Source organism: Acinetobacter sp. AND/436 (assembly GCF_049546925.1).
GTDB classification, from domain to species: Bacteria; Pseudomonadota; Gammaproteobacteria; order Pseudomonadales; family Moraxellaceae; genus Acinetobacter; species Acinetobacter indicus.
In genome coordinates this window covers 73,055-86,435 of record NZ_JBMXBO010000004.1, presented here as the reverse complement: position 1 = coordinate 86,435, position 13,381 = coordinate 73,055, and the positions used below count along the sequence as shown (strand labels likewise).

Below are 13,381 nucleotides of genomic sequence, written 5' to 3'. Positions count from 1 at the left end.
CTCTTACCCGATAATAAATTTAATTGCCCAACCTAAAACGTAGTCAAAACACCACAATAAAATGGATGCTACAACTACAACTGCAAGTACGTGCCAAGATGTGGTCACTGTCTCTTGCTTGGTTGGCCAAGTCACTCGACGCAGCTCGATTCGTGAATCTTTCAATAAACGAACAAAGCCTTTGCCTTGATGGGTGGCGTATAATAAACCTAAAGCCACTACGATACAAGCCAAAATTACCCCAACGCGCACCCAAATATCATTTGCCGGTGCCCAGTACGCTGGTAGATGCTGATTCACCATGGTTGCCGCAATGAATAAAATCAAGGCGATAATCCACAACACGTAGTCTAATGGAGAACCCGAATTTACAACTTCAGCAGGATTATTTCTTTGAGGAATTGGCGCTTCGCTTAATGCGTCACGCGATTTATCATTCGACATTTTTGTACTCGTCGTAGGATTCGCGACTTATTATATGACCAGTTTTGCCAGCATCAAGCTTTTTTTGAAAAATGGCAGGCCAGGAGGGACTCGAACCCCCAACATTCGGTTTTGGAGACCGACGCTCTACCAATTGAACTACTGGCCTGTAGAACAAGCCGAAATCCGCAAACTTCGGCTTGTGAAACTTATTTTATAATTATGCAGTTACTTTAGCAACTACACCCGCACCTACAGTACGGCCACCTTCACGGATCGCGAAGCGTAAACCAGCGTCCATTGCGATTGGGTGGATTAATTCTACTGACATTTCAACGTTGTCGCCTGGCATAACCATTTCAACGCCTTCTTTCAGCTGGATCGCACCAGTTACGTCCGTAGTACGGAAGTAGAACTGTGGACGGTAACCATTTAAGAATGGAGTGTGACGGCCACCTTCGTCTTTAGAAAGTACGTATACTTCTGCATCGAATTTAGTGTGCGGCTTGATTGAACCTGGTTTAGCAAGTACTTGACCACGTTGAACTTCTTCACGCTTAGTACCACGTAGAAGAACACCACAGTTCTCGCCAGCACGACCTTCGTCAAGAAGCTTACGGAACATTTCAACGCCAGTAACAGTTGTTTTCGCTGTATCTTTGATACCAACGATTTCAACTTCTTCACCAACTTTAACGATACCAGTTTCTACACGGCCAGTTACAACTGTACCACGACCAGAAATAGAGAATACGTCTTCGATTGGCATCAAGAATGCTTGATCGATTGCACGTACTGGCTCTGGAATGTAAGAGTCAAGTGCTTCAACAAGAGCAACAACAGCGTCTTCGCCATATTGACCTGATTCACCGTTAAGTGCTGCAAGAGCAGAACCACGGATTACTGGAGTGTCATCGCCTGGGAAGTCGTAAGTAGAAAGAAGTTCACGAACTTCCATTTCAACTAATTCGATTAACTCTTCGTCGTCTACGATATCGCATTTGTTTAAGAATACGATGATGTAAGGTACACCTACCTGACGAGAAAGAAGGATGTGTTCACGAGTTTGTGGCATTGGACCATCAGTCGCTGAACAAACAAGGATCGCACCGTCCATCTGAGCAGCACCAGTGATCATGTTTTTAACATAGTCGGCGTGACCTGGGCAGTCAACGTGAGCGTAGTGACGAGTTGGAGAATCGTATTCTACGTGAGAAGTGTTAATTGTAATACCACGTGCTTTTTCTTCTGGAGCAGAGTCGATTGCAGCGTAATCTTTCGCTTCACCACCGAATTTCTTCGCACATACAGTTGCAATTGCAGCTGTTAAAGTTGTTTTACCATGGTCAACGTGACCGATTGTGCCCACGTTAACGTGTGGCTTATTACGTTCAAACTTAGCCTTAGCCATGTTTATTTTCCTCGTTTACGTCGAACACAATCTGAGTAATACCCAGCCTCGACATATCGCCTAAAAAACTAGACACCTAATACTTAAAAAGCAGACTAAATAGCCTGCTTTCTTTAAATCTCATGCAACCAAGTTGCCAAACTGTATCTGGAGCTCTTATCGAGATTTGAACTCGAGACCTCTCCCTTACCAAGGGAGTGCTCTACCACTGAGCTATAAGAGCGATCATCTTCGATGATGGAGCGGGAGACGAGGATCGAACTCGCGACATGCAGCTTGGAAGGCTGCCGCTCTACCAACTGAGCTACTCCCGCACATTGTTGGTAATGTACCACTTCATTCGAAGTTAATGGTGGTGGGAGAAGGATTCGAACCTTCGAAGCTTACGCGGCAGAGTTACAGTCTGCTCCCTTTGACCGCTCGGGAATCCCACCAATATCACACTTATTGCAGTGCTCGTTCTTTACTTCACATCTCGAATTCTCTAAGATGGTGCCGGCACACGGATTCGAACTGTGGACCTACTGATTACAAGTCAGTTGCTCTACCAACTGAGCTATGCCGGCGTTTCTTAGTGTTTCGTACGTTTCGTATCGGAACGGTGTGCAGTTTAGCAAAACTTGAAATCCGTGCAAGTGTTTTTTTTAAAAAAACCGTCAAAAACTCACAAAATCAATCCGTTTGACGATAATTCAACCGCTTTGATCACTGCGCGAGCTTTTATTTGGGTTTCATTCCACTCAGATTCAGGATTTGAGTCGGCAACAAGGCCTGCGCCAGCCTGCACATAGACCTTATTTTCACGAATAACACAGGTCCGAATCGCAATCGACATGTCCATTTCGCCATGCCAGCCTAAATAACCAACAGCACCACCAAAAATTCCACGTTTTACTGGCTCAACTTCGTCAATAATTTCCATGGCACGGATTTTTGGTGCCCCAGAAAGTGTGCCTGCCGGGAAAGTTGCCTTAAAAACATCCAAGGCATCAACATCATCACGCACTTCACCCTGCACATTGGACACAATATGCATGACATGCGAATAACGTTCGATCACCATTTGATCAGTCACCTGCACTTTGCCAATTTTTGAGACGCGACCAACATCATTACGACCCAAGTCAATCAGCATTAAATGCTCGGCAATCTCTTTTTCATCAGAAAGTAAATCTTTTTCCAGGGCCAGATCTTCTTCTTTGGTTTTACCACGTGGACGTGTGCCAGCGAGTGGACGCACGGTAGCAATACCATTTTCCAGACGCGACAGGATTTCCGGCGATGAACCGACAATATGAAACGGGGTGTTATTGTCCAAGGTTCGCCCTTGCACCAGGAACAGATATGGTGATGGATTAAGGTGACGTAAAGCGCGATAGACCTGTAACGGCTCACCATCAAAGTCAGACACCATACGATGTCCCGGCACCACTTGCATGACATCACCAGCACGGATGTATTCTTTAACCTTCTCAACCGAAGCAATAAAGTTGTCATGCCCAGTTAAAGATTCAAAATGCGGTGCCATATGAGTCTGTGCTTGCAGATTCACCGGTGTCGCCAGCAACTGCTCCAGCGCATCCAGTTGTGCCTGTGCTTTCTGATAGGCATCAGCATCATTACTATCGGCGTGCACAATCAGGAATAAGGTATCTTTTAAGTTGTCAAACACGATCACGGTTTTAGACAGCATCATCCAGATATCTGGCAGGCCCACCGGATCGGCGTCTGGAATATTGTTCAGGCGCGGTTCGATATAACGCACGGCGTCATAGCCAAAGTAACCGACCAGTCCACCAGTAAAGCTTGGCAACGCCGGTAAATCGGCCTGTGTTGGCACTTTAAACTGGGCCTGGAAATCACGGATAAACTGGAAAGGATCACTACACGGCTGCTGTAGCAGTTCGCCATTGGCCTGCTGAATGGTCAACCGCCCTTCATTGCAGGAAAACACGGTTGACTCGCCCAGGCCAATAATCGAATAGCGCGCCCAGTTTTCACCACCTTCAACAGATTCAAACAGATAAGCCTGTTCATGCTCTTTTAAACGCGCAAACACAGACAATGGGGTTTCGGTATCGGCCAGACGCTGACGGTAGACAGGAATCAGGTTATAGCCGGCAGCTTGCAGTTGTTGATATTGGGCTTGAGTGGTCATGTTGAATCTCTTTCATTTTCGCGGGGTCATAGGAAGGTTGCTGGTAGGTGCTGACTTAGTGACGCCATCGAAAAACTACACAATCACTCATTGCGGTGTCCTTTTACATCTATTCTTACATTAGGAAGCTAATAATTCTGTCAGATTATCCACCACTTGCTGCGGCTGACAATCATAAATACTCTCGCCATGATTATAGCCATAGCTGACTACAATACAATCAATACCGGCACGACGTGCGGCTTCCACATCATTGGAAGAGTCGCCAATCATCAACACTTGGGATTTTTCTACCCCAAAGGTCTCAACACAGTGCAATAACTGGCGTGGATGCGGTTTACGTTCGCTAAACCGATCACCACCAATCACATCAACAAAATAATGGCTCATGTCCAGTGCATCTAAAATGGCGCGTGATGGCAGCTCGGGCTTGTTGGTGACACAGATCATTTTTTTCTGCTGCTGTTTGCCCCATTCCAGAAACTCCAGAATTCCGGCAAAAGGCTGGGTATCCAGACAAGGATCGGCATTGTAAATTCCTAGGAAAGTTTCCAGCAGCTGCTGATGCTGATCGGGATGCACCTCTCCGGTTAAATGCAGCAAGGTGCTGTGACAAAATACCGAGGTGCCTTTGCCAATCCAGGTGCGTACCTGTGCTTCGGTGACCATGGGCAGCTGCAAGGCATTCAGGCTCATATTCATGGCACGATACAGATCGGTGGCTGAATCGACCAGCGTACCGTCCAGGTCAAATAAAATCAGCTCACGGGTGTCAAGTTTGGCCACAGACATTTTGGTCCTCTCAAAAAAATAAAGGCATGCCAAAGCATGCCTCGATTGTATGCTGTGTCGCGGTTTATTTAAACAACAGCCAGGCAATAATTGCCAGGATCACCAGCACAATAATGGTCATCAGGCCGACAGAGGCATTTTTCTGCTGCTCTTTTTCCTGCTCAACCCGTGATACAGGCTGCTCAACCGGTACCGGTTGTGGCTCTGGGGTGGCCGCGCTTAAATCGGTCCCTTCAGGAATTGGGGCTGGTTTTGGTACACCGACATTGGTTGGCATGCCATCACGTGTCAATTGTACCGATGCATCACGCTCTTTCAGCTCAGGCATACCCTGATCATTCATCTGCTGTGCCGGCGTTTTCACTGCTACAGTTTCTGTCGGCTCGGCTGCAGTAGCGGTTTCCACCACATCCAGCTCAGGAATCTGTTCTACTTCGGTGCCTGCAGGCGCAAGCGGCTCATCTGCCAACAGTTCCGGTTTGGCTGGTGCCAGGACTGAAAATTTAAAGCTGGCAAACTGGACAATATCACCTTCATGCAACGGAGTTTCCTGATCAATCCGCAGGTCATTCACAAAGGTGCCATTGGATGAATTTAAGTCTTGTACCCACAGGTCTTCAGCTTTCAGTAACAACGCAGCATGTTTGCGTGATACTTCAGCCGACTGCAGCACCACATCAGCTTCCTGATGACGCCCCACCAGCATGTCACGATCAACACTAATTTCCTGCCCGGTAAATTCACCCGTAATTGCTTGTAATTTCCAAGTCATAGCGAACTTCTCTTTAAATTTTTGCCCATCATAACATGCTCAAAACCAGATTCCATGTCCGCTCTGTTAAGAGCGCGGTCTTAAGGTGGTCGTGGTGGTGGTATTGGTGGTTTTGCTGACTTGCGGGCTTAAGGTCTGACGCTGCAGCGCCGGTTCTACCGCAACGGGTGTGGTCACCACAGCCGCCCCCGACTGTGCCGCAGGGGTCGCGGATGGCACCTGCTGATAACGGGTTTGATTTAGTGGAGTTTTAGACACTGGCACCCGCTGCTGATAGATATCTTCCACCCGCTCCGGCAGTTTGGCAAAATTACCATCCTGATCCAGTGCCAGTTGCAAGCTATACAGCTGACTATAACGCTGCTGCGAAATCCGGCGGATATCATTCTGATCTCCAACAATGGTCGGGTGAATAAAGATCAGCAGATTACGCTTCTGATTGGACTTACCATCGGAACGGAATAAACGTCCCAGTCCTGGAATGGCACCCAACCCCGGCACGGCCTGGCGAGAATAGGCAGTGTTATCTGAAATAAGACCACCCAAGACAATAGTCTGACCATGCTCGGCCAGAATTGAGGTTTTAATTGCGCGTTTGCTGGTGACCAAGTCCTGCGCCTGACCTTTGCTGGATTTAACCCCAGAAACTTCCTGTTCCACTTCCAGACGCACTGTGCCATTTTCGCCAATGTGCGGCACCACTTTTAGGGTGACCCCGACGTCCTTACGCTCAATGGTGGTATAGGGATTGACGGTACCATTTCCGGTACTGACCGAACCAGTGACAAACGGCACGTTCTCACCAACCACGATATAGGCTTCTTCATTGTCCATGGTGACAATAGATGGGGTCGACAACAGATTGGATTTGGTGGTTTCTTTTAAAGCTTGAATCAGCGCGCCATACAAACGGCGTGAACCATCACTGCCTTCCTGATAATCCCCCAACACCAGTGAGGTACCCGCGCCAATCGTGCCACCCGCACCCGCTGCACCTCCAGTTAAATAACCGGCGGCAATATTTTTCAGGCTAGACCCCAAGTTATCAAAATTGATCAGGCCAATGCCACTGCTTAAATCACCCAGGGCCCATTGCACGCCAAGCTGATCGGCATCGGTGCCTTCTACTTCAATAATCGCGGCTTCAATGAGAACCTGTTGACGGCGTGTATCCAGCTGCTGAATCGCAGATTCAATTTCACGCATCAGCTGTGGATCGGCTTTGACCACCAGGGCGTTCTGGCTACTATCGGCAATAATACTGACGCCATTGCCATTAAAGCTGGTGATCTGGCTCTGCTGATCAAAACCGTTATTCAGGGTAATACTTGGCGAGGTACTGCCCGTGCTATTGCTGGATGTGCTGTTACTGCTGTTATTGACCAGATTGCTAACGCTATTATTACTGCTGTTTTTCGTATTGGAAGATGAACTGCTGACCGCCTGCCCCGATACCAGCCCTTGCAGAATTTCCGCCAGGCTTTGCGCACTGGCATATTTTAAGCGAAAGACTTTTAAGCCGCCGAGACGGTCGGCCGCCGGCACATCCATCATTTCAATCATCTGGCGGATACGCTTGCGGGTGGCGGTATCACCTTTAATGATAATGCGATTGGTCCGGTTATCCGCCACAATTCGCACCCGTGAACCTTTGAGATCTTTGGCATTGCCAGTCGAACTCATTGACTCCAATAGCCCGATCACTTCTTCGGCCTGACTGGACTGTAGCGAGATGGCTTCAATATCATTTTGGCCGGTGCCATCCAAATTACGGATAATATTTTCCAGCTGATAGATATTGCTGGCCCGGTCCGAAACAATCAGGGCATTGGTGCCGGCCACCGCAGACAGGTGGGCAAATTGCGGCATTAAAGGCCGTAAAGCCGGAATCATGTCATTGGCATTGGTATTTTCCAGCCAGATGACCCGGGTCACAATCTGGTCGCCGCGCGCATTCTGGCGTGCATCAAACGGAATTCCGGAGCTTTTGACATTGTTATCTGGCACCAGCTTGATGGTATTGCCCGAGGGAATAGCCACTACCCCATTAACATTAAGCACGCCCAGAAACAGGTCATAGACTTCATTGCGGTTCAACGGCTTGTTGGAAATGACCGTAACATTGCCGCGCACCCGCGGATCAACCGCGAAGTTTTTACCGGTAATATCGGCCACTTCATTAATAAATGCAGTCAGGTCAGCATCACGTAAATTAATTTTCCAGGTTTGTGCATAGCTCGCCGTACTTACCATAGCCACCAGAGGTGCACCGACCATCAATGCCCAAAGCGGACGCTCATGATTTAATAAAGCCATAATCTACCGTGTTTCCTAACCCTATAAGGTGACAAATCCGTCACTTAAAATCTTGTTGTACCGTGATGACCTGGTCACCACGCTGAACTTCCAGTCTGACCTGACCCTCCTGTCTTGCCTGTTCCAGCAATTGGGCTTCATTTTGCCCTTGTCCGACAGTCTGACCATTTAAGGATAAAATCCGGTCGCCTGGTTGTAATCCCAATCTGCTTCTGAGTGCCGCCGGTGTCCGTGCGGTAATTTCATAGCCCTGACCATTGCCACTATTCACGCCCATATCCTGTAAATAGCGTTCCCGGTCTTGCTGAATCTTTTGCACTGCCTGACCAATCGCATTTTGCGCAGTTGTTGCCGGTGCCGGATTTCTGTTGGGTGCAGCTGGGCTTTGTGTCGGCACAATCGGCTGATTCAGCCCGTTTTCAATGCCTTTAAACTCTATCTCACGGGTGGCGCCACTGCTATGACGCAAAACCACCCGATCCCAGTACACTTCAGCCAACTGATAGCCACTGCCTTCAATCACATCACCGACACGATAGCGTTCTGCCACTTCATTGACTTTGAGCACGGCAGAAGAAAACTGGTTGGGATAACCGACCATCACGCCTTGTAATTGAAGGTTCAGATTGTCTTCGGCCTGCGTACGCTGGCTCGCTTCATGAAACAAGGCAAAGCTGCTGATATTCGGTACACGCAGCTGCTGCGAACCCAGTTCGACCCGATCCAGTTGCATCGCTTGAGGCGGCGCCAGTAATAGCCAGAACAGACTGGCCAGCTTCCAGCATAAATACAGAATCAGCAGCGCCAGCAATAACGGTGCGACACGATCGGCCTGTTTCAGCTGGAGAGTCTGCAGCTGTTCCCAGATTTTCTGCATCAGAAGCCTCCCTTGAATAGCGGCTGGCGGGTACTGATTACATAGGTATCAGCACCAGCCTTGCCTTCATAAGAAGGAACATGCATCAATAAACGCTGGGTCAGCTGCACATCCAGCATCATCTCCTGATCCAGACTCAGATTTATCATTTTCTGGTCACGTGCATCACGCACATCAATTTTCAGTTTTCCGCTTTCATCCGACAGTGTGCCTTTCAGCGTGGGCACGGTCATGCGCTCTTGACGCTGGGCAAACTGATACACCAGCTCCCCGCCGGCCCAGTTGAGCTGGCCCTGTGCCTGGGCAAACCCTTGCTGCTTGCTATAGTTCAGATCGATATTTTGTAATTGAATCGGATTGGTCGGCCATTGCCAGTCGACCAGGGTTTTTAGAGTTTCTGGCGCAACACGGCCGTGTACCGCGTTCAGCATGAAGGTCCCAAAACGGTAACCCATCACGCCTTTTAGTTCGGTATGACCACTATGGATTTCAACATCGGCTGCCACTTTCAGCAATAACAGGTCTAAAGGACGCGTATTCCAGCTTAAGCTGCCACGCAACTGTCCCTTGTGCCAATCTGCCTGCCCCTGCCAGATGTTGCCACTGACATTATGTAAACTCTGATTGTTTTTATAAAACTTTGAAATTAACCAAGCTGCAGGAATCTGTAATAACACAAAAATTAAAAAAGCAATGATGGCGAAAATCCACCACGTGATGTATCTCGGTTTCTTTATCATTCCACCACGACCAACCTATCTAATGCATTCATGAACAAATTGTTATTTTCATGCACACATTATGCACACTTTTTTTACAACACCAACGGATACACATAAAAAAACCAAGCAGTTCTGCTTGGTTTCGACACTCTAGTGCGCTTAGATGACAATCTGATGAAGTTTAGATCAAGAAGTCTTCAAGCTTGGCACCTTTTTCCAGTTCTGCCACTAACCAGCGCGGTTGCTTACCACGACCTGTCCAGGTTTCATTGGCATTGGCTTTATTACGATAACGCGGCTCTACCGATTTACGTACATTCTTTTTACGTTTAGACGCACCAAACTCAAGAATCTGTTCAATGCTTAAACCCGCATTTTCAGCAATTGCCAAAATCTGATTATATGCATCTTCAACTGCCTGGTCCTTTTTCGATGCAATTAATGCTTCCGCTTCTTCCTGCAAGCGCTTTAATTGTTCTACAGACAAATTACTAATATCGGGCATCATATTTACTCCACAAGTATGCTTTTATATTAATTTACTTCAATTGCATTAATACATCATATTTTTATCTGAATTAAGTTTCAATCATTATTTGAAATGAAAAACAATTATTAACAGAGATAAATAATCTATTTATTCGGGATTAGAATTAATCCAGATAATGCCCCACACTATTTTCCAAAGCCAAAATATGCTGCCGAATCGACTCGGGTAATGGCATTTTCTGCATACTTTCAGAATTCACACAAACCATGATGGCTTCTGCACTCGCGACTACAGCCTGTTGCTGCTCGCTCCATAATATATAATGCATGCGAAAAGCACTATTTCGGATTTCCTCAACCCGTACACCTATTTTTAAGGTATCCGGATAAAATACCGGACGCATATATTTGCACTGATTTGATGCCACTACCGTCGAAAAGGATTGCTGCATCATTCTGATCTGATCCATATAATGAATGCGGGCACTTTCAATATAGCGGTAATACATCACATTATTGACATGACCGAGCGCATCCATATCGCCCCATGCCACCACTTGTTGATGAATTACTGGATAATCGGTTAATTGCATGCGACTTTACCTAGATTTTAATTTTCATGAAATGACTATTATTTTCAAACACCAGATTTAACTGCTGCTGTAAATGCGGTTGATCTTTTAATGCCGATCTAATTCTTAAATAGTTCATTAAAATATGTTCCGGATATAAATCCAGAAGCTGTGCTGCATCGTCATGACGACCGGTAGCTTCCAATATATGCCATTTGGCAAAACTCAATACCGGTAAAGCAGGATATTGCTGTTCCCACTGATTCAGATAATCTTCAATCTTGAGATAATCCGGTACCGGTTTTAACAGCTGCTGCTGGAACCATAAATAGAACACATCCTGATGAAACTGTTCAGACAGTAAATGCACCGCCAGATGCTCCTGCTGCTCTCCCATATCGCTTAAGCGTACCAGCACTTTTAACCACAGCACTTTAATCGCATACGGCTGGGTAAATATCTGCCCTGACAGATTGCAATAACGCTGTTTTAAATCCTGCAATGCTTCCGGTGTGGCCTGCTCAAAATGCTGCAAGATTTGCTCAAGCCATAACTGCTTGCTGTCCAGCCCTAAATGCCCATATTGGGTCGCACGCAAATATAACCATGGATACTGCAGCGCAAACTCTCCCCACAGTGCGGTTAAGCGCTGTTCATAGGCTTGTTTAACATCTTTGAGCCACGGCGACAGTTGATGGCCATTTAAAAATTCCAGATGGGTCAGGGCTTTTTCCGGTTGCTGCTGCGCCAGATAAATTTCAATACGCTGCAACTCGGCCAGCTCAAAGGCCATGGCCTTGCTCTGGTTTAACATCTGCAAAGCCACCGGATAATCCTGCTGCATCAGCGATAGGCGTGAATGAATCACGGCTTTTAATAAACCAGACTGGTTAAATACCTGACGGATAAAGGCGTCCTGCTCACGCGCGGCATCCAGCAGCCAGATTACTGCCATTTGCTCATAAGGATGTAAATGCTGGAAATCAAACACCGCTGCCTGCTTACGCTGTTCACGGCTTAAATAACGCTTTAGCATCGCCCAGATCAGCTGCACCACCAGACTGATCAGCATCAATAAAATTAAAAGCACCCAGATATTGGTCTGTAGCTGCCAGTCACGCCAATACAGGTAAACATAGCCCGCGCCATAGCCATAACTGAATACACTGAGCAAGGCCACCAGCACTAACGTGACCAAAACATAGGCCAGAACAATCTGCTTCATGATCATTCATCCAATAAGGTGCGGCTGGTCAGCACCGGCACAGGAATCACGGTCAGGCTCTGAATTTCCGCCAATTCAGCGCTTAACTGCTGCGCCCCCCGATCCGGCAGTGGCTGTAACAAATGAAGAATTTCAGTCAGCTCCTGCTGATAATTCAGATATTGGCCTTGTCCTAATAACTGACGTGCCAGTAATAAACGCAACTGCGCTTCTTTTAACAGCAATTGACGCTGACTAAGTACAGTCGCTGGCTGCTCGGCGGCTTCCAGTTTCAACCACTTATGCCAGAAGGCCGGATTGGCCTCTTGCGCCGGCTGCAGTTGTGGCTGCTGGATTTCCTGACGCAACAGCTGATCCAGCTGCTGTAGAGCCTGAGTGACCTGCTGCTGCTGGGCACTGCGCTGTGCCGCAAATTGCTGGATCAGCTGCCGGTCTTTGCTCAGGGTTTGATGCAGACTTTCGGCCAAGGCCGGTGACAAAGCCCACTGATTCAGCTGAACATCCAGTACTGCCAACTTTTCCAGTGCATACGGATATTGCGCCTGCTTTAAGGCAAATTCGATCAGTTCCAGCTGCTGTTGAAGCATCTGCTGCGGCGTGATCGTGGTCTGGCTGATCTGCACTGTAGTATTAGTTGCAGGCGCACTTGAAGATGCTGACGGTGAAGGATTGCTACTCTGGCGCTGCAAAGCCACTAGCTGGTCATTGAGATTGGCGCGGCTTTTTTCCGCCTGATGCATACTCTGAGACAATTCGGACTGCTGCGCCGTTATTTTAAATACGTCATAGCTCAGCTTTAACATCCAGGCCAAGCCGATGATCAATAATAAAATAAGTAGCTTCTTCATGCGTGTCCTGATTTAAGCTCAATCTGCTGCAGTATTGTTTCTGTTTTTAAATTCGTCAACTTGATCAGTTGAAAACGGGTGTGATGCTGTTGTTGATAATCCATCAACAGCGCTTCCAGGCGGTCACCCAGCACCAGATAACGTCCCCGGTTCAATAATTCTTTTTGCGCTTGACTCAGCCGCAACCAGTTTAACCAGCTGGCCTCACTGCTAATCAGCATCCAATAGTCCCGGTGCTGCTGCAGTTGTGGCAATAGCGCGGGCATCTGCTGAATGGACGCGGCCGGACACTGACGCTGATATAAAATAAAATTCAGAATCTGCATTCCGACCTGTTGCAGGCTGTCCATCATAAACTGACGACCGCCTTCACCGCGCCAGAAGGCAATACACGAACCGGCCGCCAGGGATTTTAATAAAGGCAGTTCCAGCATGCCTTCCGAGGTTTCAACCTCCGGCACGGCGCTCGAAATTCCGTATTCTGCCAGTACCTGCGCCGTTTTTTCACCAACCGCAATCCACTGTAAATGTTGTAATTGATCGAGATGAATACCGCTTTTCGCCAGATACTCCATCCCGATGTGTACTGCGGTCGGGCTGACCACCACAATCCGCTGCGCCTGCAGTAATTGCTGGTACAGCTGTGCCAATGCATCGGACCAGGGACAGGCCTGTAATTCCAGCAGAGGCAGCTCAATCACCGACCAGGCCTGTTGCCTTAAAGCCTGTGACAAGGTACAGGCACGATCGGCCGGGCGGGTATTAATAAACAGCAT

13 protein-coding genes and 5 tRNA genes are annotated in these 13,381 nt (G+C 47.7%); all 18 read right to left on the bottom strand.

The genetic code is table 11. From position 1 onward, the window contains the following. Positions 1 to 3: 3 nt before the first annotated feature. Complete coding sequence (gene secE / locus ACPEPR_RS04985; protein WP_005181678.1) at positions 4 to 444, bottom strand: preprotein translocase subunit SecE; 441 nt, start codon at positions 442 to 444, stop codon at positions 4 to 6. Between the two features lie 72 nt (positions 445 to 516). After that, positions 517 to 592: transfer RNA gene (locus ACPEPR_RS04980), tRNA-Trp, on the bottom strand. Positions 593 to 643: 51 nt separating this feature from the next. Beyond that, positions 644 to 1,834, bottom strand: a complete 1,191-nt coding sequence (gene tuf, locus ACPEPR_RS04975; protein ID WP_104513317.1) for an elongation factor Tu — start codon at positions 1,832 to 1,834, stop codon at positions 644 to 646. A gap of 148 nt (positions 1,835 to 1,982) precedes the next feature. Then, a tRNA-Thr gene (locus tag ACPEPR_RS04970) sits at positions 1,983 to 2,057 on the bottom strand. Positions 2,058 to 2,072: 15 nt separating this feature from the next. Further along, positions 2,073 to 2,148 (bottom strand) — tRNA-Gly (locus ACPEPR_RS04965). A 36-nt stretch (positions 2,149 to 2,184) separates the two neighbouring features. Further along, positions 2,185 to 2,268: transfer RNA gene (locus tag ACPEPR_RS04960), tRNA-Tyr, on the bottom strand. 56 nt (positions 2,269 to 2,324) lie between these two features. Further along, a tRNA-Thr gene (locus ACPEPR_RS04955) sits at positions 2,325 to 2,400 on the bottom strand. 98 nt (positions 2,401 to 2,498) lie between these two features. Continuing rightward, the gene (gene trpE, locus ACPEPR_RS04950; RefSeq protein WP_005181673.1) at positions 2,499 to 3,992 is read right to left on the bottom strand and encodes an anthranilate synthase component I; all 1,494 of its coding nucleotides are present in this window, start codon (positions 3,990 to 3,992) and stop codon (positions 2,499 to 2,501) included. Positions 3,993 to 4,112: 120 nt separating this feature from the next. Beyond that, positions 4,113 to 4,784: a phosphoglycolate phosphatase gene (gene gph / locus ACPEPR_RS04945; RefSeq protein ID WP_005181670.1), complete on the bottom strand. Its 672-nt coding sequence runs from the start codon at positions 4,782 to 4,784 to the stop codon at positions 4,113 to 4,115. Between the two features lie 64 nt (positions 4,785 to 4,848). Beyond that, complete coding sequence (locus tag ACPEPR_RS04940) at positions 4,849 to 5,556, bottom strand: FHA domain-containing protein (RefSeq protein WP_168370320.1); 708 nt, start codon at positions 5,554 to 5,556, stop codon at positions 4,849 to 4,851. Positions 5,557 to 5,622: 66 nt separating this feature from the next. Further along, entirely contained in the window at positions 5,623 to 7,872 is a 2,250-nt protein-coding gene (gene gspD / locus ACPEPR_RS04935; protein ID WP_423562032.1) for a type II secretion system secretin GspD, read from the bottom strand. A gap of 40 nt (positions 7,873 to 7,912) precedes the next feature. Beyond that, a complete protein-coding gene (locus tag ACPEPR_RS04930; RefSeq protein ID WP_160241692.1) occupies positions 7,913 to 8,749 on the bottom strand; it encodes a type II secretion system protein N in 837 nt (278 codons plus the stop codon). Next, positions 8,749 to 9,489, bottom strand: coding sequence for a type II secretion system protein N (gene gspN / locus ACPEPR_RS04925; protein WP_104473370.1), 741 nt, complete (start codon positions 9,487 to 9,489; stop codon positions 8,749 to 8,751). The genes ACPEPR_RS04930 and gspN overlap by 1 nt, the downstream gene beginning before the upstream one ends. A gap of 163 nt (positions 9,490 to 9,652) precedes the next feature. Then, a complete protein-coding gene (locus ACPEPR_RS04920; protein ID WP_005181647.1) occupies positions 9,653 to 9,979 on the bottom strand; it encodes an H-NS family nucleoid-associated regulatory protein in 327 nt (108 codons plus the stop codon). 145 nt (positions 9,980 to 10,124) lie between these two features. Continuing rightward, the gene (locus ACPEPR_RS04915; RefSeq protein ID WP_005181644.1) at positions 10,125 to 10,553 is read right to left on the bottom strand and encodes an acyl-CoA thioesterase; all 429 of its coding nucleotides are present in this window, start codon (positions 10,551 to 10,553) and stop codon (positions 10,125 to 10,127) included. A 10-nt stretch (positions 10,554 to 10,563) separates the two neighbouring features. Further along, a complete protein-coding gene (locus tag ACPEPR_RS04910) occupies positions 10,564 to 11,757 on the bottom strand; it encodes a heme biosynthesis protein HemY (RefSeq protein WP_168407433.1) in 1,194 nt (397 codons plus the stop codon). Between the two features lie 2 nt (positions 11,758 to 11,759). Then, complete coding sequence (locus ACPEPR_RS04905; RefSeq protein WP_168398238.1) at positions 11,760 to 12,605, bottom strand: hypothetical protein; 846 nt, start codon at positions 12,603 to 12,605, stop codon at positions 11,760 to 11,762. After that, positions 12,602 to 13,381: a uroporphyrinogen-III synthase gene (locus ACPEPR_RS04900; RefSeq protein WP_423562031.1), complete on the bottom strand. Its 780-nt coding sequence runs from the start codon at positions 13,379 to 13,381 to the stop codon at positions 12,602 to 12,604. The genes ACPEPR_RS04905 and ACPEPR_RS04900 overlap by 4 nt, the downstream gene beginning before the upstream one ends.